This window comes from Nonomuraea sp. NPDC049750 (assembly GCF_040659625.1).
GTDB lineage: Bacteria > Actinomycetota > Actinomycetes > Streptosporangiales > Streptosporangiaceae > Nonomuraea.
In genome coordinates, this window is record NZ_JBFANB010000010.1 from 89,544 (window position 1) to 108,084 (window position 18,541).

General features: G+C 67.5%; 23 protein-coding genes. 11 read left to right on the forward strand and 12 right to left on the reverse strand.

The features are described from left to right. Window positions 1-286 precede the first annotated feature (286 nt). Window positions 287-1,003, reverse strand: a complete 717-nt coding sequence (locus AB0J16_RS25980) for a FadR/GntR family transcriptional regulator (protein WP_358544094.1) — start codon at window positions 1,001-1,003, stop codon at window positions 287-289. Here AB0J16_RS25980 and AB0J16_RS25985 point away from each other — a divergent pair, their 5' ends adjacent. Both AB0J16_RS25985 and AB0J16_RS25990 read left to right on the forward strand, forming a co-directional pair. Further along, the gene (locus AB0J16_RS25985) at window positions 1,004-1,777 is read left to right on the forward strand and encodes a carbohydrate ABC transporter permease (protein WP_358544096.1); all 774 of its coding nucleotides are present in this window, start codon (window positions 1,004-1,006) and stop codon (window positions 1,775-1,777) included. After that, a complete protein-coding gene (locus AB0J16_RS25990; protein ID WP_358544098.1) occupies window positions 1,774-3,429 on the forward strand; it encodes an alpha-amylase family glycosyl hydrolase in 1,656 nt (551 codons plus the stop codon). Before AB0J16_RS25985 ends, AB0J16_RS25990 begins: the two co-directional genes overlap by 4 nt. Before the next feature lie 48 nt (window positions 3,430-3,477). Here AB0J16_RS25990 and AB0J16_RS25995 read toward each other — a convergent pair whose 3' ends face one another. Together AB0J16_RS25995 and AB0J16_RS26000 are read right to left on the reverse strand one after the other, a co-directional pair. After that, window positions 3,478-3,966 carry a hypothetical protein gene (locus tag AB0J16_RS25995; RefSeq protein ID WP_358544100.1) on the reverse strand — a complete coding sequence of 163 codons (489 nt, stop codon included), beginning with the start codon at window positions 3,964-3,966 and terminating at the stop codon, window positions 3,478-3,480. A 209-nt stretch (window positions 3,967-4,175) separates the two neighbouring features. Beyond that, on the reverse strand, window positions 4,176-4,613 hold the full coding sequence (locus tag AB0J16_RS26000) for a MarR family winged helix-turn-helix transcriptional regulator (protein WP_358544102.1): 438 nt from the start codon (window positions 4,611-4,613) through the stop codon (window positions 4,176-4,178). 114 nt (window positions 4,614-4,727) lie between these two features. On the opposite strand from AB0J16_RS26000, the gene AB0J16_RS26005 reads away from it, so the two are divergent. Then, window positions 4,728-5,120, forward strand: coding sequence for a glycerophosphodiester phosphodiesterase family protein (locus AB0J16_RS26005; RefSeq protein ID WP_358544105.1), 393 nt, complete (start codon window positions 4,728-4,730; stop codon window positions 5,118-5,120). Window positions 5,121-5,185: 65 nt separating this feature from the next. Here the strand turns inward: AB0J16_RS26005 and AB0J16_RS26010 are convergent, their stop codons facing one another. Then, the gene (locus AB0J16_RS26010; RefSeq protein WP_358544108.1) at window positions 5,186-5,488 is read right to left on the reverse strand and encodes a hypothetical protein; all 303 of its coding nucleotides are present in this window, start codon (window positions 5,486-5,488) and stop codon (window positions 5,186-5,188) included. Between the two features lie 405 nt (window positions 5,489-5,893). Here AB0J16_RS26010 and AB0J16_RS26015 point away from each other — a divergent pair, with 405 nt between their 5' ends. Beyond that, window positions 5,894-6,994, forward strand: a complete 1,101-nt coding sequence (locus tag AB0J16_RS26015) for a hypothetical protein (protein ID WP_358544111.1) — start codon at window positions 5,894-5,896, stop codon at window positions 6,992-6,994. 149 nt (window positions 6,995-7,143) lie between these two features. Next, complete coding sequence (locus AB0J16_RS26020; RefSeq protein ID WP_358544114.1) at window positions 7,144-8,133, forward strand: GNAT family N-acetyltransferase; 990 nt, start codon at window positions 7,144-7,146, stop codon at window positions 8,131-8,133. Here AB0J16_RS26020 and AB0J16_RS26025 read toward each other — a convergent pair. Beyond that, the gene (locus tag AB0J16_RS26025) at window positions 8,130-9,074 is read right to left on the reverse strand and encodes a helix-turn-helix domain-containing protein (protein WP_358544117.1); all 945 of its coding nucleotides are present in this window, start codon (window positions 9,072-9,074) and stop codon (window positions 8,130-8,132) included. The two genes, AB0J16_RS26020 and AB0J16_RS26025, sit on opposite strands and share 4 nt — an antisense overlap. A 161-nt stretch (window positions 9,075-9,235) precedes the next feature. On the opposite strand from AB0J16_RS26025, the gene AB0J16_RS26030 reads away from it, so the two are divergent. Then, window positions 9,236-9,676 (forward strand): DUF6010 family protein, encoded by a 441-nt coding sequence (locus tag AB0J16_RS26030; protein WP_358544120.1) that lies wholly within the window; start codon window positions 9,236-9,238, stop codon window positions 9,674-9,676. Here AB0J16_RS26030 and AB0J16_RS26035 read toward each other — a convergent pair. Next, complete coding sequence (locus AB0J16_RS26035; RefSeq protein ID WP_358544123.1) at window positions 9,673-10,440, reverse strand: hypothetical protein; 768 nt, start codon at window positions 10,438-10,440, stop codon at window positions 9,673-9,675. The genes AB0J16_RS26030 and AB0J16_RS26035 overlap by 4 nt on opposite strands. Continuing rightward, window positions 10,334-11,224, reverse strand: coding sequence for a BTAD domain-containing putative transcriptional regulator (locus AB0J16_RS26040; RefSeq protein WP_358544471.1), 891 nt, complete (start codon window positions 11,222-11,224; stop codon window positions 10,334-10,336). Before AB0J16_RS26040 ends, AB0J16_RS26035 begins: the two co-directional genes overlap by 107 nt. A 135-nt stretch (window positions 11,225-11,359) precedes the next feature. Between AB0J16_RS26040 and AB0J16_RS26045 the strand changes: the two genes are divergently transcribed. Next, window positions 11,360-12,151, forward strand: a complete 792-nt coding sequence (locus AB0J16_RS26045; protein ID WP_358544126.1) for an acetoacetate decarboxylase family protein — start codon at window positions 11,360-11,362, stop codon at window positions 12,149-12,151. Between the two features lie 3 nt (window positions 12,152-12,154). Here AB0J16_RS26045 and AB0J16_RS26050 read toward each other — a convergent pair whose 3' ends face one another. Continuing rightward, the gene (locus AB0J16_RS26050) at window positions 12,155-12,670 is read right to left on the reverse strand and encodes an HAD domain-containing protein (RefSeq protein WP_358544129.1); all 516 of its coding nucleotides are present in this window, start codon (window positions 12,668-12,670) and stop codon (window positions 12,155-12,157) included. A 124-nt stretch (window positions 12,671-12,794) separates the two neighbouring features. Continuing rightward, complete coding sequence (locus AB0J16_RS26055) at window positions 12,795-13,346, reverse strand: helix-turn-helix domain-containing protein (RefSeq protein WP_358544132.1); 552 nt, start codon at window positions 13,344-13,346, stop codon at window positions 12,795-12,797. Between the two features lie 74 nt (window positions 13,347-13,420). On the opposite strand from AB0J16_RS26055, the gene AB0J16_RS26060 reads away from it, so the two are divergent. Next, complete coding sequence (locus AB0J16_RS26060) at window positions 13,421-14,266, forward strand: alpha/beta hydrolase (protein ID WP_358544135.1); 846 nt, start codon at window positions 13,421-13,423, stop codon at window positions 14,264-14,266. Here AB0J16_RS26060 and AB0J16_RS26065 read toward each other — a convergent pair. Continuing rightward, window positions 14,250-14,756: an ATP-binding protein gene (locus tag AB0J16_RS26065; protein WP_358544138.1), complete on the reverse strand. Its 507-nt coding sequence runs from the start codon at window positions 14,754-14,756 to the stop codon at window positions 14,250-14,252. The genes AB0J16_RS26060 and AB0J16_RS26065 overlap by 17 nt on opposite strands. Before the next feature lie 201 nt (window positions 14,757-14,957). On the opposite strand from AB0J16_RS26065, the gene AB0J16_RS26070 reads away from it, so the two are divergent. Beyond that, window positions 14,958-15,779, forward strand: coding sequence for a helix-turn-helix transcriptional regulator (locus AB0J16_RS26070; RefSeq protein ID WP_358544141.1), 822 nt, complete (start codon window positions 14,958-14,960; stop codon window positions 15,777-15,779). Next, window positions 15,770-15,991 carry a DUF397 domain-containing protein gene (locus AB0J16_RS26075; protein WP_358544144.1) on the forward strand — a complete coding sequence of 74 codons (222 nt, stop codon included), beginning with the start codon at window positions 15,770-15,772 and terminating at the stop codon, window positions 15,989-15,991. Before AB0J16_RS26070 ends, AB0J16_RS26075 begins: the two co-directional genes overlap by 10 nt. 76 nt (window positions 15,992-16,067) lie before the next feature. Here AB0J16_RS26075 and AB0J16_RS26080 read toward each other — a convergent pair whose 3' ends face one another. Continuing rightward, on the reverse strand, window positions 16,068-16,946 hold the full coding sequence (locus AB0J16_RS26080; RefSeq protein ID WP_358544147.1) for a helix-turn-helix transcriptional regulator: 879 nt from the start codon (window positions 16,944-16,946) through the stop codon (window positions 16,068-16,070). Window positions 16,947-17,028: 82 nt separating this feature from the next. Continuing rightward, window positions 17,029-17,151, reverse strand: coding sequence for a hypothetical protein (locus AB0J16_RS26085; protein WP_358544150.1), 123 nt, complete (start codon window positions 17,149-17,151; stop codon window positions 17,029-17,031). Window positions 17,152-17,599: 448 nt separating this feature from the next. On the opposite strand from AB0J16_RS26085, the gene AB0J16_RS26090 reads away from it, so the two are divergent. Next, the gene (locus AB0J16_RS26090) at window positions 17,600-18,517 is read left to right on the forward strand and encodes an aldo/keto reductase (protein WP_358544153.1); all 918 of its coding nucleotides are present in this window, start codon (window positions 17,600-17,602) and stop codon (window positions 18,515-18,517) included. Window positions 18,518-18,541: the final 24 nt, after the last annotated feature.

Here is an 18,541-nt window from a genome sequence, read left to right on the forward strand (position 1 = left end):
ACGGTCCTTTGACGAGGAAGGTCGACAAGGTACGTACCGCAAGGGATAGCCGGACCGCAACATGTAAAGGATTGGGTTCACGACCTTCCGCCGCGGACGTTCCTCCGGGCGACCACCGGTCTTCGGACCCGGCGTGGGACCCCGATCCCCGGCTTCACTTTGCGCCGGTCAAGTGCGAGGCGTAAGGAGGCCACGGCACCCGACCACCCTGGCGACATATTGCACCGCCGTCACACCGCCACACCGAACATGGACGATCTTCTCAAACACGCTCTGATTTCGCGGGTCAGCTCTCGACAAAGAGCCGCTGCGCACGCTGCCAAGCCTCTACGGAAGTCGCCATGTGCACCTTCATCGCGTGCCGCGCCTGATCAGGGTCGCGTTGTTCGATCGCGCGCAGGATCTCCGTGTGCTCCTCCAGCGCCAGTGAGATCGCGCCAGGAAGACGATCAGTAAGCTGACGCGCGTTCAGGAGCAGATCACCCACGCCTTCGAGCACGTTGCGGAACGCCACGTTGTGACTGGCGACCGCCAGCGCCGCGTGAAAGGCGACATCGGCGCGGTAGGCGCCGTGGCCGTCCCGGTGGGCGCGCTCGTAGTCCTGCAGGGCGAGGCCGATCGCTTCAAGGTCGGCGGGTGTCGCCTCGGTCGCCGCACGCTCGGCGATCGCCGTCTCCAGCACTCGCCGCAGTTCATAGATGTCCCCAACGACCTCTCCTGCCAGTAATGCCGAGATGGCCGCGGACTCGACGGCCTCGTCCACCGGTACGGAGGTCACCCTCGCCCCGACGCGTGGGCGGACATCGAGGTACCCCATGGTCACGAGCGACTGAACCGCCTCCCGGACGGTGTTGCGGCCAACCCCATAGGCCGCCATGAGCTCCTTCTCGTTCGGCCCCTTCGAGCCCGGTGGCAGCTGACCGCTCTTGATCTTGAACAGGAGATCGTCGGCGATCGAGGCCGACAGGTTCCTCCTGGTCGCCTTGACACGAGGTTCGATCATGTGCTCTCGCTCGTGCCGCTCTATTGGCTCATCAACACCTCGTTGAAGGCAGGGCCCGATCTCTCCACGGCGAGTCTCACCCCGCCGCACCCCACTCTCGGGAACTACCTGGCGATTCTCGGCGACAGCCATTTCCTGGGCGCCCTGGTCAATTCCGTCATCGTGGCGTCGACGACGACCATCCTCGCGCTCGCCGTCGCGTCGTTCGCCGCCTATCCCCTTGCCCGGCTCAGGATGCGCGGCAAGTTCCTCATCCTGAGCATCGTGCTCTCGGTGACGACTTTCCCCGGCATCGCGATCGCCGCGCCGATGTTCGCCCTGTGGAACGATCTGGGGCTCTACAACACGCTCGTCGGGCTGATCATCCCCTACCTGACGTTCACGCTGCCACTGTCGATCTACACCCTCGTGTCCTTCTTCAAAGAGATCCCCGTGGAACTCGAAGAGGCGGCCTACATCGACGGCACCTCTCCTTTCCAGGCGTACTACAAGGTCATCCTGCCGCTCGCCGCGCCCGGCATCGCCACCGTGGGAATCCTCGCCTTCATCTTCGCCTGGAACGAGTTCCTGCTCGCGGCCACGCTCACCTACAGCCCCGAGGCGCGTACAGTTCCGGTCGCCATCGCGTTCTTCACGGGCGCGAGCGAGTACGAGCAGCCGCTCGGCACGATCAGCGCCGCGTCCGTGATCATCTCCATCCCGCTCGTCCTCCTGGTGCTGGTCTTCCAGAAGAAGATCGTCTCCGGCCTCACCGCGGGGGCGGTGAAGGGATGACCACCCGGGAACCAGGACAGTGGTGGCGCGAAGGGGCCTTCTACCAGGTGTACGTGCCGTCTTTCCAGGATGGCGACGGCGACGGGTTCGGCGATCTGCGGGGCGTGGAGCGGCGCCTCGACTACATCGCGGCACTCGGCGTGACCGCGATCCGGCTGAGCCCGATCTACGCTTCGCCGCTGCTGGACTTCGGCTACGACGTGTCCGGATACACCGAGGTCGGGGCGATGTTCGGCGATCTGGCGACCTTCGAGCGGATCGTTCGGGGGGCGCACGATCGAGGGCTGCGTGTCGTACTCGACTACGTGCCCCAGCACACCTCCAGCGAGCATCCATGGTTCCGTGACGCCCTGTCGAGTCGCGACAGCGCGCACCGGGACTGGTATCTCTGGCACGACCCGAAGCCGGACGGCGGCCCGCCCAACAACTGGGCCTCCGCGTTCGGCGGCTCCTCCTGGACCTTCCACGAGCCGACCGGACAGTATTACTACCACGCGCATCTGCCGGAGCAGCCGAGCCTGAACTGGCGCAACCCGGACGTCAAACACGCGATGTTCGACGTGATGAGATTCTGGCTCGACCGTGGGGTCGACGGGTTCCGCGTGGACGCGGTGTGGCGGCTCATCAAGGACGCGTTGCTTCGCGACAATCCGATGGATGACGGCAGCGAGTCGTTCGAGATCGGCGGCGCGGCGGCCCACACGACGGTGCGGCAGATTCAGAAGTACACCGCCGACCAACCCGAACTCCCGGGCCTCCTCACGGAGATGCACACGGTCACCGAGGACTATGCCGACCGAATGCTGATGGGTGAGCTCCACCTCAAACTCGAACGCGTCGCCGCGCTCGGGTCGCGAGGGCTGGACATCGCGATGAACTTCTCCCTCATCGACACCCCCTGGAACGGGGTCGACCTGGCGGAACTCATTCAGCGCTATTACGCCGCGCTCCCGGCCGGCTCGCACCCCAACTGGGTGCTGAGCAATCACGACCCCTCTCGTCTGGCCAGTCGAATCGGAACGGAACGCGTACCCGGCGCACTGACCGTGCTGCTCACCCTCAAGGGAACGCCGACGCTCTATTACGGCGACGAACTCGGCCTCCCCGACTCCCCCGTCGACAGCGGGCACGCCCGCGACTGCGCCGAACTACGCGCGCCCGGTCTCGGCCTCGGCCGTGACCCGCAGCGGATGCCCATGCCGTGGCAGGAGAAGCCGGCGCACGCCGGATTCGGTCCCGATGACGTCGAGACTTGGCTGCCCATACCTTCGTGGGCGGGAGAGTTCAGCGTCGAGAGCCAGGAATTCGACCCCGGCTCGGTCCTCTCCCTCGTCAAAGAACTCCTGACGCTCCGAAAAGAGCTGGCCGTACTGCGCGAAGGCGGTATCACCGTGTTGTCCGCCCACCCGAACCATCTCGTCTATCGTCGCGGTGACGGCGAAGACGCGGTTCTCGTGGCGGTGAATCTTTCCGACCGTGACCAGAGAATCGCGCTTCCTGATGCCAGGAGCACGCTTTGGTCATCGCACGCGGCCGTCGACGAGCGAGACCGGCCGACCGACGCGGTCACCCTCGCGCCTTTCGAGGCACGGCTCCTTACTGGGTCCTTCGCCTCCGCCGTACAGCCAGCAGTCCATCGACGCCCGGAATGACGGCGCGCCAGCGGACGCCCGACGGGAGGGCGGCCGTACGCGGGAAGGTCATGCCGTGGCCGAGCCGGGACGGACGATCATCAGCACGACGACGGTCGCCCAAAGCAGGTTGTAGATCCCGGCGAGCATGGAGAGCTTGCGCAGCCGCTCGCCGCCGTCGGGGGTGGCGAGCGCGTCGCGTTGCCGGGGGTAGATCTGCAGGGCCAGCAGGCCGCCCGCCACCGCGGTGAGGATCATGGAGACGGTGATCCAGATCTCGCCGATCCGGCCCTGCACGAGGGCCGCGGCGATCCCGACCACCGGCACGACAATGCCGAAGAGGCCGTAGCCCCGGGTGATTCGGTGCAGCGCGATGGCCACGGCCCGATTCCGCTCGGTCTCGGTTGAGACCTGCGTCGGCGCGTCGCCGACCGCCGAACCCACGCCGACGTCGGCGGTAACGGGTACGTAGCGGGGAAACAGGCTGGCCGCGATGGCCGATCCGCCGACGAACACGATGCCGGCGAGTACATGTATCGACAGCAACAGACCTTCCATGGATACTCCCTCATAGCCTTCAGGTAGCCTGAAGGCTAGCACGAAAGCTTCAGGCAAACTGAAGGTTGTTTGGGCGGGATGTGCCACAAAGTCGCGCGACCAGTCAGCGCGAACAGTCAGTCAGCGGCGCTCGAAGGAGCTAGCGACGCCGCGCCAGGAGTGCCAGTTGGTGTAGTGGGCCCCGAAGCTGTTAGCGACCCTCGGTGCGGTCAGCGGGGTTCGAAGGCGGCGCGGACCGCGTCGGCGATCTGCCGCTGGATGGGGTCGGATTCGGGGCCGAACAGGTGCTCATCGACTCCGGCCACCGCCTCTTTGGCCGCCTCGAGGAGGCGCGCACCGTCAGGCGTGAGCTCGATCGTCGAGGCGGAACCGGCGCGGGCGACACTGTCACTCACGAGCCCGGCGGCGGCCAGCGCCTTCACCGCGCTGTGGGCGCTCTGCACCGTGGTCCCCGACATCCGCGCCAGATCGCTGAACGACACCCCGGGCACACCGGCGATGTGACCCAGCAGCCCGAGCTTGCTGACCGTGAGGTCGAGCGCGGCCAGAGCGGCGTTGAGCTCGGCCTCGATCCGGCGCGCCAGAGTCAGCAGCACGACGGAGACACTGGTCACGGGCGGACCGGGACGGCCGTTCTCGGTGGTCATCTCTCCAGTTTCCCGCACCCTGGAAGGCCGTATCGACGCAGTAGGGCTCGCGCACCTGGTCAAGCGCTACCGTGCGAACGACGTGAGCGCCAGGTCGAGCCGCGCCTCCCCCTGGTGGCGCTGACGAACATCGACTTCCTGCAGACCGGCAAGCCCGGCGCCTCCCCGTGGCTGGGCAGGATCGACATCGACGACTTCGGCGGCGACCCGCTCAGGGCCGTCAAGTCGTTCGGCGCCGGCGCGTTCTCGCCCGTGCACGGCACCCCGCAGAACGGCAAGGTGACCGATCCCGGCTACCAGGCCTACGTCACCCGGGAGATGGTCGACCAGGCGCACCGCCTCGGCCTCAAGGTGATCCCGTGGACGATCGACGACGAGGCCACCATCAACAAGCTCATCGACGACGGCGTCGACGGCATCATCACCGACTACCCCGACCGCCTGCGCACCGTGCTGGAGACGCGCGGCTTCACACTGCCGAGGCAGTACGCCGAGCCACGCGCCTGACCGTGCTCATCGTGCGTGGCTCGCTCTCACCAAGCCTGGCCCAGTGTGCCACGCGCGCCACTCCGTCAGTCTTCGCCGTGATAGGCGCGCAGTTCGCGGCGCGCCTGGCGGCGGCTACGGCGGCGTCCTTCGCGCCGGAAGAAGTACCACTCCCGGCCCCCGTCGCCACCACCGCAGTCGAACCAGTAGCGGTCGCTGGCACGCCAGTAACAGCCGCTCGTACGGTGGCTCAGGGACGCGCTGGCGGCGGTGATCTCGTCGGGGAGCGTGCATGGCCCGAACCGATGATCATGGATGGGCAGACAGGTCACCATCGGCTCGTCGGCGATCCGCACCCACCAGGGCCGGGTCTTGTCGGTCTTGCTCATACGGTCACCTTTCGGCTCCGTGACACCCCGGGATGGGGCTGTCATGAGACCGGATGCACCGTGATCACCTCCGACTTGACGCACGCAATATCAGGGCAGAAAGCGACATTGACCCTGATTCCAACATCACCCCGAAGACTAGCCAACAGGACGTCTCAGCGGCGGCGGGCGAGGCTGTTGATGGCGACATGGACCGATCTTCGAGGCCCCCGCCCCCAGGCGAACCTTTCTCGGACGCCCGGCGTTGTACCCCTTGTGGATCTTGCCAGGCGTCGTGTCGCGGCCGCAGCTGTCGCCCTGTTGTTAGCCTCAGGCGTCGCTGACCGGCCGATGGCGCCCCTGTTGCCAATACCCGTACAGGCGGCGACTTCGGCGGAGGAGATCGCTGAGCGGCTGCGGAGCCGCTTGGATGACGACGTCGACCGCCGCCTCGAGGACATGGGCCTCACCGTCGCCGTTCCCGCCGGGATGAACCTGGACTTCCCCCTTCTGTTTTCCTGCTGGCCGGAGCACGGCCTCGACGCGCTGCCCCCCGAGGGGGTTCCGGCCTACACCGGCCTGCTTCGTGTTCCGGAGGTGTCCTCGGCGCTGGACGTCAGGTTCTGGATCACTTCGCCCGGCACTGCGAGCCGCCTGGTCCGGGAGGCCCGTCGCGGCGCGGAGGACTGCGCCCGCCAGCCCCAATCCGATTATTCGGGCAGTGATCTGGCGGACTTCGATCGCTGGGGATGGCACGGAGTGCGGGCCAGGGTCAACGAAGAGGAGTACACGAAAGATGGCGACCCGGACATCATGTCGACGATCGTGGCCGCCAGAGGAGGGCTGCTGGCCGAGGTGTCATGGAGAACGATGGACCCGCTCCTGCTCCCGCTCGGCCCGGAAACCGGGGCAGTGTCCGTGTTGGCCGCTGTAGGCGGCGACCCCGACAGCCCCGCCCCGGCCGGCACCTCCCCAAGATCGGCCTTGAGCGCCATGGCTGCGGCGTTGCCCGCGCCGTCCGCGTACGGCAAGAACATGAAGTCGTGGCAGACCTTCGATCCCGAGCACGACACCGTCTGCCCGTCCGCCGGTTTCGACCAGAACGTGTACGGTGGCGCTCCCACGATCAGGCGCCGCCTGGCCGGCGAGGTATCCATCCGTACGGACGTGCTGCTCCTGCCCGACGAGCAGGCCGCCGAACAGGCGCGCACCCGCCCGCTCGGCTGGGGCGACTGGGTCAATTGCGAGGACGACGACAAGTCGCACGTGAGTGGCAGTCACCTGGTCAGACCCCTCACCTCAGGACCCTGGACCGGCGAGATCGAGACCTTCGTCATACGACGTCGCGACCTGTCGTCCCGGTCGGCCCATCACCTGGTCGCGAATGTCTCGGTGGCCGTGCGTCATGGCACCACCATGGTCTATCTCCGATGGCAGGGACCAGCCGGAACCGATCGGACCGCTGCCCTACGCAGGGGTCGCGCCGCGCTCACCCGGACGCTCGCTCTCCTGCCGGCCGCCGATTGAATCAGTCCGGCGACGTTCACCGATGACAGGCGGCCCAGGATCTTCGGGGCGGCAGGCCAGGCAGCCTGGCCGACAGGAATCTCAGCGGCGGCGGGCGGGGCCGGTTCTGTAGGTTGATGGCGACATGGACCGGCCTTTGGGGAGGCTCAGTGCGAGATGGGCAGTGGATGATCCAGCCGATCGATTTCGACCAGCCGGGTGATCTGGTCACGGGCCTGTACGACGCGTTCGTGGCCGGCAACGGCGACGACCACGGCCCCGTACCGTCCCTGCCCTGGTTCTCCTACGTCGTCACTACGGGCGGAGCGGGCGGGCGGTCCGAGGCGTGGGTGGCGGCCGAGGGCGGCAAGGTGGTCGGCGGGTACGCGCTGGCGCTGCCCGAAGACGACAACACCCACGTGGGCCGGCTGTTCACCCTCGTGGTGCGGCCGGAGCGGCGCGGGCGGGGCCTGGGCTCGGCGCTGTTCGAGCATGCCCTTGAGCGGCTGCGTGCCCACGGTCGGACGCTGGTCCTGACCGCGACGCCCGACACCGGGTCGGGCGCCCGCTTCGCCGCCGCGCGCGGGATGACGCTCTCGCTCACGGAGGCCCGCCGCACGCTCGACCTGCGTACGGCCGACTGGGCAGCGCTGGAGCGGATGCGGCCCGAGGTGGACGGCTACCGCCTGGAGCGCTGGGTCGGCCCGGCCGGCCCCGAGTTGCTGCAGGACCTGGCCACGCTGATGGACGGCATGAACGACGCCCCGCGCGACGCGGACATCGAGGCCGCGAACTTCTCCGTCGACCGCGTGCGCTCCCGCGAGCAGGCCCTTCCGGTCATCGGCCGCACTCCGTACACCATGATCGCCAGGCGCACGTCCGACGGCGCCCCCGCCGGCTACACGCGCATCCTGGTCGACGAGGACCGCTCCGACAGCTGGGGCTATCAGGGGGACACGACCGTGCTGCGCGAGCACCGGGGCCACCGCCTGGGCCTGCTTCTCAAGATCGGCAACCTGCTCTGGCTGCGCGAGCGGGAGCCCCACATCGAGCGCGTCATCACGTGGAACGCCGTCTCCAACGCCCACATGCTGGACATCAACGAGGCCATGGGATTCGAGTTCTTCGACGAGCAGAGAGAGTGGCGTTTAGAGATCTAAGCGCTCCGGAAGGAGGCGCGATAGGCGTGCGGGGTGACGCCGACGACGCGCTTGAACCGCTCCCGAAAGGCGGTGGGCGAACCGAACCCGGCCTGCGTCGCGATGCGCTCGACGCCGTGGTCGGTGGTCTCCAGCAGGAACTGCGCCCGGCGTACCCGGGCTCGTAGGAGCCACTGCAGCGGAGTGGTGCCGGTCTGCTCCCGGAAGCGGCGGCTGAAGGTCCGCTCGCTGAGCCCGCCGCGCCTGGCCATCTCCGCCAGGGTCACCTCCCGGGCGAGGTTGTCCTCGATCCACGACAGGACGGGCTCCAGCAGCGAGCCCTGGGGCACCGGCGGCTGAGCGTGCGTGATGAACTGCGCCTGTCCGCCCTCTCGTTCCAGCGGCATCACCGACAGCCGAGCCGAGTCGGCGGCGATCGCCGAGCCGAAGTCCCGCCGGATGAGGTGCAGGCACAGGTCCAGGCCGGCCGCGGCGCCGGCCGAGGTCAGGATCTGGCCGTTGTCGACGTACAGCACGTCCGGCCGTACATCCACCCGCGGAAACAGTTCGGCCAGCCGGTGGGCCGCGATCCAGTGCGTGGTCGCGCGCAGCCCGTCGAGCAGCCCGGCCGCGCCGAGGATGAACGCCCCCGCGCAGATGGAGGCGATCCTGGTTCCCGCGGCCGCCGCCGCGCGCAGGGCGTCGAGTGCTTCCCGGTCCGGCGGGGCTGCCTGTTCCGAGCAGCCCGGCACGACGATCGTGTCCGCCTCCCGCAGCGCCTCCAGCCCGTACGGGGCGAGGAGTGTGAACGTGTCGCTGGCCACCCGCGGCGTCGCCGCGCAGACCAGGACCCGGTACGGGCGGCTCCCGTCCGCCAGCCGGGCCCGCCCGAACACCTCGATCGGGGTCGCCATGTCGGCCGCCACCACATGGTCCAGCGCCAGGACCGCCACCGTGTGCATAGGGACACGGTAGGTCGCGCTGGTCAACGGCCTGGCGGCGGATGGCGGGAACCCGTTGGAAATTGTCGATTCAGCCCATGGGGCCGATGGGGCGAGCCGATCTAGCCTGGCGCTGCTTTCGACTTCAACTCGCATGTTCGCAGAACGGATCACCACTCTTCATGTCCATCCTCATGCCGATCCTGATCGGTCTGATCGCCGTCTCCGTCATCTCCCTGATTCCCGAGCCGCACCGGCGCCGCGCGAATGCCGTGGCGGTCGCCGGTGCGGGCGCCGCCTATCTCAGCGGTGGCGGGCTCGGTTACTGGGAGTTCGTGCTGCCGGTCGTCATGTCGTACGTCGCCTATCGGGGGCTGGAAAGCTGGCGGTTCATCGGCATCGGCTGGCTGCTCCACACCGCCTGGGACGTGCTGCACCATCTCCAGGGCAGCCCCCTGCTCCCCTTCGCCGCGGACTCCTCCTTCGGCTGCGCCATCTGCGACCCCGTGATAGCGCTATGGTGCTTCGCGGGTGGGCCTGCGGTCTTCGGCTGGCTCCGCACCCGCCTGTCCCGCCGTCGGCCTGCGGCTCCGCTCGCCTCCCCCGACGGGCAACCTCATTAGAGCTCTCCGCGGGCGAGGTCGATCATGTGGCGCGCACGCGCGGGCCAGGTCGGATGTCCGTGCCTGTTCATGAGGTCGTGGCAGCGTACGAAGTAATCCGCCGCCGCTTGCCGCTCCCCGCGTTCAAGGCTGAGTTCGCCAAGGAAATAGGCGGACAGCGCCTCGCCGTACATGTCGCCGGCCTTCGCCGACATGGCCGACAGCTGCTCCATGGTGCTCACCGCGTCGGCGTGTCTTCCGACGGCGTGATAGACCTCGCCCAGCCTGCGTAGCACATAGCGTTCGCCCGGACCCCAGCCCAGGTCATGAGTGAGGTCGAGGCAGTCCTGGTAACGAGCGATGGCTGCTTGCGGGGCGTCCTGGCGAAAGAGGGTGATTCCCGTGATCAGGGTGCGGAGGAACTGCATGACGGGTTCGCGGCACTGCGGGTTCTGGGCAAGCAGTAATGCCTGCCGGAAGATGCGAATGACTTCCTGATGATCCTGCGGCTGTGCTCCGCATATGGCGATCAGACCGTCGAGCAGATTGTCGATGCCGTCAGCGGACTTGAACCGCGAGAGGACTTCCCGGATGCTGGTTCGCGTTCGTTGATCGGGTTCTGCTGCCAAGAGATCGCAGGCGACCAGGCCGGTGAGCGCGTAGGCAGCCGAATGGGCATCATCCCCCCAGTCGAAGTGGTCGAACGCTGTTTGGAACATGGTCCGCGCCGGCTCGAAGCGCCGCCGCTCCAGCTCGATGTCGGCCAGGGCGAGGTGCGCGAGCATGGCCGTGCCGTGGACGCGTGCTCGCTGGGCGATGTTCCGCAGGATCCTCGACGATCACGGTGTCGGCCAGGATGTCGGCCTGGAGTCGCTGAAGCTGCCGGCCGGGCTCGATGCCGAGCTGATCAACAAGCGCCGCGCGGGCGCGCCGATAAGCGTCCAGGGCCGCATCACGTTGCCCGGCCTGCGAAAGGGCCAGCATGAGCAGACGCCACGCATGTTCGCTCAGTGGCTGCTCGGCCACGAAGGCGCAGAGATCTTCGACCACCTCCGCCGACCGGCCCAGGCCGAGCTTCATCTCGGCCCAGCGCAGCCGTACAGCTGCGCGCCGCTCTTCCACCTGGGTGGCACGGGCGAGCGCCGGTCCCGCGAGCTCGGTCCCTTCGGCCAGCTTCCCGCGCCATAAAGAGAGCGCTCGCTCGTACTGATGGACCGCGCCCCAGACGTTTCCCTGGGCATGCTCGGCCTCGGCCAGCCGTACCGTCTGTTCGAAGGCGAGCAGGTCCACCTCCTCGGGAGTCGCCTCGAAGAGGTATCCCGCTGCTCTGGTGATAAGCCGGGTGCCTGGCGGGAGGGCTCGGCGCAACTGGGCGATGTAGGTCTGCAGGTTGGAAACGGCCGAGGCGGGAGGAACCTCCCACAGCGCCGCCATCAACCGTTGCTTGGAGACCAGGACGTTGACATGGAGCAGCAGGCTGGCCAGCACGGCGCGCTGCTTGCCGCTCAACGAGGCTTCCCGCCCATCTGACCAGCGCACTCCCACCGGTCCCAGGATCGTGAAGGTCACCTCGCCCAAGTCCGGCTCCCGCCTGTGCTGACTTCATGGTGCATATGTGGCACCAGGGCCCATTGTTGGTCACGAGCCGCTCGCGGTCGAGGCTCACTGTGAAATGAAGCGCATCGTCCCTTTTGGAGGCATTCCATGCTGCACGGCTACACCCTTCCCCTCTCCCCGCGCGGCGAGGCCAACCTGGTTGGCGCACCCCCTTGGCACTATGCGGGTGACGTGATCGGGGTGGAGTTCTGGACCACCTCCGAAGCCGCGGCCGCCGCGTTACCCCCGGGCTTGAGCCCGGATCCGTCCGCGTCCGGACATGCCACCGCCATGTTCATCGACTGGCAGTTCTCCGCCGCCGGCCAGGACTACCTCGATCCGGTACGCAGCCAGTACCGCGCGTTCATGGTCCTCATCGACGCCATGTGGCAGGAAACGCCCGTCGCCTGGTGCCCGTACATTTACGTCGACAACGACGCCGCTCTGGCCCGCGGGTGGATCCAGGGCTTCCCCAAGAAGCTCGGAGCCGTACACCAGACCAGAGCCTTCTCCGCGCAGGGCCCAGCCACGCCGCAGGTCGGCCCGGGCGGCCGGTTCGCCGCCACCGCATCGGCCGCCGGCCAGCGCATCGCCGAGGCCCTGGTCACCTTGGACCAGTCCGTCCCCGACGCGACGGCGTTGCTGTCCCGGCCCACCGTCAACCTGCGCCACTTTCCCCAACTCAGCGCTGGCCGGCACGACAAGCCCGCCGTACACGAGTTGGTGATGGCCGTCTTTGACGACATCCGAATCGACACCGCCTGGATCGGTGCGGGGGAATTGTCCTTCTTCCCCGCACGTGGTGAGGAATTGGCGGCGCTCGCTCCGGTACGCACCGGGATGGGATTCCGCGCGTCCCTGTCCTACACGGTCAACGACCTGCACGTTCTCGACAGCTGAGTTTCACGAGTTGCTGGACGTCTCCCGAAGCCAGGCGTCGAGTATGGCGAAGTCCTCATGGGTGAGACCGTTCGCGGAGTCGACGCGGTGAAGAAGAGCCGGTCCGCGATGGTGTCTGGCAACCCATATCCGGTCGAGGTCGGTGATCTCATCGTCGACCCAGACAAACGGGCGGCTGGCTGCCGCCTCGACGAGAGCCTGCGTCTTCCAGTGCAGCACACCAGGGTCGTCTTCCTCAGGGGCGTCCGGGAGGTCGGCCACCGGGAGCTCCGGCAGGCCGAGAAGCGGAGCGATCACCTCGTTGGCGTCGTGCATCCACGCGGTGGCCCAGACGAGCTCGCAGGACAGCGCCAGCAGCCGCGGGCCGTGCGCGGGATCGATCTTCGCCAACTGCGGATTGGCCGCGTCCTGCCATGCCGCCCACTCATCGAGGGCTGACGGGAGCCGTCCACCGCCATAGGGCAGGAGCGTCCCGTCGACGTCCAGGAACAGCAGTGGGCGCTGGACATGATCGGTCATGGCGGCACGATATCGGCCGGATCGCCATCGAGGGGGGTGTCGTGCGCACACGTCGCGTGCTTTAGGTCGCGTGCTTTAGGTCGCGTGCTTTAGGTCGCGTGCTTTGTGTCGGGAGCGACTGTGGCTAACGACCGGCTTCAGGCGCGGGCGGCTGCTCGGCAGGGAACAAGATCGCGCTGAGCAGGTACGGCGTGCGGCCTGGCGTGGGTGCGTTGACCAGCCGGTCGCGCAGCACCACGAGCAGGTCGGCCAGCATGTCAGCGAGCTCGTCCGGGCTCAGCCAGACGGTGCCCTGCCGGTAGGAGACCGAGTCGGCCTCCGGGCTGGCGCCGTCGCGGTCCAGGTAGGCGTTGAACTCGGCGATCAGGACGGCCATGGCCGCGGCGAATCCCCGGCGGTGGTCGTCGAGCGACATCGTGGCGGCCTCGTCGGCGCCGATCCTGGGCCGGTCCTGACGCAGCCGGTAGCGGCGCTCGACGGCGCCGCGTACCCGCTGCTCGCCGTCCACTTCCAGGAACCCTCCCTCGGTCAGCTGGGCGACCTGCCGGTACATCGTGATCTTCGGCACCTCGGGCATGCGGGCGCACATCTGCGCGATCGTCAGCGCGCCCACTGCGGACAGGGCGTGCACGATGCGCAGCCGCACTGGGTGCAACAACTGCTCGACAGGATCCATGGCTCAACGATTTCATATGAGATACCGTTATCAAAAATGAAAACGTTGCGCTCGAAGGACTCGAAGGAGGAGCCATGCGAGACGCCCCTGGACAGCTGGTGCCCGTCAACGGCCGGACCGTCCATGTCGAGGAGTCCGGCCAGGGACAGGACTGGGTGGTCTTCGAGGCGGGCAGCGGATGCGGCCGGACCTTCTGGGACCCGGTGCTGCCACCATTGACCGACAAGGCGCGACTGGTGGCCTACGACCGCGCCGGGCGCGCGCTCAGCGGCCCTACCACCCAGCAGCTCAGCATCGATGACCTGGCCGCCGACCTGATCGCGATGACCGAGGCCGTCGTCCCGGGCGAGTTCGTGCTCGCCGCGCACAGCATGGGCGGGCTGGTCGCCCGCCGCGCCGCCGAGCGCCTGGGATCGCGGCTGCGAGGGCTCCTGCTGGTCGACCCCACACCGGAGACCTCGCCGGTGTACGACATGTGGGACCAGACCACCAAGAAGATCGACCGCATGCTGGCCGTGACGCAGACGCTCAGCCGCTTCCGCCCCCTGGCGCGGCTGTTCAGCGGCAATGTCCGGCCCTTGTTCTCCGCCGACACCTACCAGGCCATGCTCGCCGAGAACTTCACCCCCGCCGGGACCGCTCAGACCCGCAAGGAGATGCAGGCGGTGGCCGCCGCCATCCCGCGGTTCCGCGCCCGCCCGCCCCAGCTCCCGAAATGCCCGACGATCGTGCTGTCGGCGGCGCGCGCCGCCAAAGGGCGGGAGCGCCAGAACGCCGCCATCCGCGAGCACCAGCGGCGGTACGCCGAGACCCTGCCCGACGGGCGCCACGAAGTCGTCGACTCGGCACACTTCATCCAGGCCGAGCAACCGCACCTCGTCGCCGACCGGATAGGCCGGCTGCTCAGCCGTGGCTCCTGATCACCCGCCCGCTTGCCTGATCGACGATCTGCCCTGGCGCGTCCAGGCACGCCATGCTCGCCGCGATAGGGCCCAGCTCAAACCATACGGTCCGGCCGAACAAGTGCCTTCTGACGCCCCATCTCGTCGCCACGGCCGCCAAGATCTGCAGCCCTCGCCCGCCGGTCTCGTTCGCGTCGTCGTTGCGGAGCCGTGGCCCCGACCACCAGCCCTGGTCCCTGACCTCAACACGGATCCGGCCGCCGCTGCCGCGCCACATGCGGACGCGAAAAGCTCCATTTCTCCAGCGGCCGGAAATAGTATGCCTTATTGCGTTGGTGGCGATTTCGGTAACTAGAAGTCGTACGTTATCCAGAAGATTTGCATCGTCAGCGGCTTCAGGCAGCTCCCCGACCAGCCAGGTTACGGCATAAATCCGTACATCGCTGACGACCTCGGGGCGCCCGGGAAACCGCATGTCGCCGACGAGCCGCATGCCGACTTCTGTCATATTTACCACCCATTTCCCACCCGTCGCAGTTTGGCGCATGCCACCATCGCTCGCGCCGGGACTCTGTTATGCGATTTGACAGCACCCAGCTTCCGGTTGCCACTTCAAACAGTGCATGCAACGAGCTACATTGTGTTGGGAAACAATCCCTCCTGGCATCAAACCAGAAGAGCTGGAACAGTCGCGGCCACAGGGGTATCGATGCCAGCACCCAAAGAGCTCGACCCAACCACCGGCCCAATGGCACGTTTCGGTGCCGATCTACGGAAATACCGATACGCGGCTAAATGGACTCAGGCGCAGCTCGCCGAGCGTATCGGCTACAGCAAGAGTCGTATTGGCAACGTAGAACGCGGAGACGAGAAGCCCACGCGCGAACTGATCGAGCTCTGCGAAAAGGCGCTGGGGCTGGACGGCGCGCTGCTGACGCACTGGCCGGCCATCAGCGGCGACCGGATACCCCAGTGGTATCGGCAGTGGCCACCGATCGAGCGGAAGGCGGATCAAATCATCAGCGTTGCCCCATTGATCGTGCCGGGACTGGCACAGACCGAGGAGTACGCTCGCGCGATCTTCACCGGGGAGCCACAAACGACACCGGAGCAGGTAGAGGAAGCCATCCAAGCCCGATTGGAACGGCAAACTATCTTCAACCGGCCCATTCCTCCCCAATACCTCGCGGTCGTGGACGAAGGCATCCTGTATCGTCCAATTGGCGACGGCTCTGTGACCCGCCGCCAGCTGGAACATCTGATCGCCATGGCCGAGAACAACTGGTTCAGCGTCCAACTCGTCCCATACGAAGCTCTGTGCACGGCAGCTCTGGTGGGGCCGGTCGTTCTCGCCCAGGAGAATGGAGTGACGATCGCTGCGTATGTCGAATCCGCCCTCCACGGTCACGTCATCGACAAACCCACCGAGATCAAGCGACTGGTGGATCGGCTCGAATGCATACGCAAGGCGGCACTTCCCGAGTACCTGCCAATGCAGCGGATCAAGGGGAGAGTGGCAGCATGGAGTTGAGCGAGAAGATCGGGCGAGAGATCGCGAGCCCCACAGGATGGATCACCGCGTCAAGCGGCCAGGGCGGCGAATGCCTGGAGGCCAAGCATCTGTCCGACGGCCGCGTCGCCCTGCGTGACACTGAGCAACCAGACGCCGAGCCCTGGGTGGTCCGTCGGGCCGTCTGGGACAAGTTCGTAGCAGGCGCGAAGAACGGAATCTTCGACTTCTAGCGCCATCAACCATGCGGCCCCCGACAAATCCATCGGGGGCCGCACACGTTGGTCGAACCCCCGCCTGGGCCGGAGGTCAGCGCTTGGTGTCGGTGTGTGCGGCGGCTTTGTCGTGCTCCTGGGTCGCCGCCCAGCTGGCGAGAAGCTGCAGGGCGTCCGCGGCCGGTGTGCCGGGATCGGCGCTGTAGACGGTGATGGACAGTCCTTCGTCGCCGGGCAGGTCCAGGGACTCGTGCCTCAGCTCCATCGCGCCGACCACCGGGTGGTGGAAGCGTTTGGTGCCTCTGGTGTAGACGTGCACGTTGTGGGCGCCCCACAGACTGCGGAAGGCGTCGCTGCGGGTGGACAGCTCGCCGATCAGGTTCGACAGTTCGCGATCGTAGGGGTTCTTGGCGGCTTCGACCCGCAGGACGCCGACGCCGTCGCGGGCGACGCGTTCCCATTCGAGGTAGAACGTTCTGGCCCGGGGGTCGAGGAAGACGAAGCGGCAGCAGTTGGCCGGCTCCTGTTCGAAGCACTCACAGTGCAGGGCGCGGGCCAGCGGGTTGGCCGCCAGGATGTCCATGCGGTTGTTGCGTATGTAGGCCGGCTGGTCGTGCAGGCCTTCGATGATGCGCAGCACGCTGGGCCGCACGGCGACCCGTTGGGGGCGGGGCCGCTCGCGGAGGGGCCGGGCGTTGACCGCGTGTGCCAGGGCGTACAGGTGGTCGCGTTCGGTGTCGTCCAGGCGCAGGGCCCGGACGAGGGCGTTGAGGACGCTGTCGGAGACACCGCCGAGGTTGCCGCGTTCCAGGCGGGTGTAGTACTCGACGCTGACCCCGGCCAGCGTCGCGACCTCGCCTCGGCGCAGGCCGGGCACGCGCCGCTGCCCGTACGCGGGCAGGCCCGCCTCCTCCGGCGTGATCTTGTCGCGGCGGGATCTCAGGAAGGTGCTGACCTCGGCCCGGTTGTCCATAACCTCAGCATAGGAAGGATGTAGCGGCCGGTGAGGGCGCGTGAGAGTCCCTGCCAGTGCCCCCCACAGGCATGGACGCGCATCACAGGGACGCGTTCGGCTTGTCGGCGTACGGACTGGAGCGGTTTCCGACGGCCAGACCGGCGGCGATGGCGAAGATGAGTGTGCGCGCCGGAGTCATCCGGCGGTCGGGCATGGAGGGCACGAAGAGTCCCTTTCACAGAGCAGAAGCGACGGGCGGCTATTTGCGGACGATCGCGACGTTGAAGTCGTACGTCCCCATCCCGGCCGAGACCGCGAAGAGCAGCGGCGCACCGACCACTGACCATGCAACGCAAAGCAGCTGTGACCTGGGAGTCTCCGCTGTGAGGGGTACTGGCAGAAACCCCCAGCGCCCAAGACGGGGCTTCAGGTAAACCCGGCTCCCGGTCAAGAAGGCCCGCGAAGGGGGTCCCTGGCAGTACCCCCCTGCCTCGCGGTAGGACCCGCCATCCGGCATTAGAGTCGGAAACAGATCACTCGCGGGCGCGAAGCCGCAGGCCAAAGAGTCGGCCCATACCTTCCGGGCGACGCGTCGAAGATGACGACAACTGCCAGGCCGCCGACCCGCGTCGCGTCATGGCCGCGACCCGAGCACACATCCAGGAGGACCCGTGACCACCTCGCACAGCAGGACACTCGCACCCGGGGTCGACATCCCGCTCCTCGGGTTCGGCACCTACCTCATCCCCGACGCGGAGGCCGCCGACGCCGTCGAGGCGGCGCTGCGCGCCGGCTACCGCCACATCGACACCGCGGAGGTCTACCAGAACGAACGCGGCGTCGGTGAGGGGATTCGCCGCGGGATGGCCGCCGAGGGGCTCACCCGCGACGACCTGTTCATCACGACCAAACTGTGGCCGGGAGACGGAGACGAATCCTTCAAGTCGACGCAGCAGGCCGTCGACGCCTTCGAGGAGAGTCTCCACAGGCTCGGCCTCGACCACGTCGACCTGTACCTGATCCACGCGCCGTTCAACCGGGCGCAGCGGCTGGAGCAGTGGCGTGCGCTGGTCGAGCTGTTCGAGAAGCACAAGACGCGGGCGATCGGCGTGTCCAACTTCAGTGCCGCGCACATCGAGGAACTGACCGCGGCGGGTCTCCCCTTGCCACACGCGAACCAGATCGAACTGCACCCGTGGTCTCAGAAGCCCGAACTCGTGCGCTTTCTCGACGAGAACGGCATCGTTCCCATCGCCTACAGCAGCTTGGTGCCCCTCTCGACCTGGCGGACCGCCCCGGGCCATCACAGTGGCAAGACGGATGAGATGCGGGCCGACAGCGCCAGTGGCGATTCGCCCTTCAAGGCCCTTGCCGCCAAGTACGGGGTCACCGAGGCGCGGCTGCTGCTGCGGTGGGGCGTCCAGAACGGGTACCCGGTCCTGCCCAAGAGCACCAACCCCGCGCGTATGCGGGAGAACGCGGACTTGTTCTCCTTCTCCATCGACGACGAGGACATGCGGGCCATCACCGCGATGGACCGCGGCCAGGGCGTCGCGTGGGGCTCATCCGACCCCACGCACGCGACTTGATCGCCGCGCTCAACCCCTCGCACC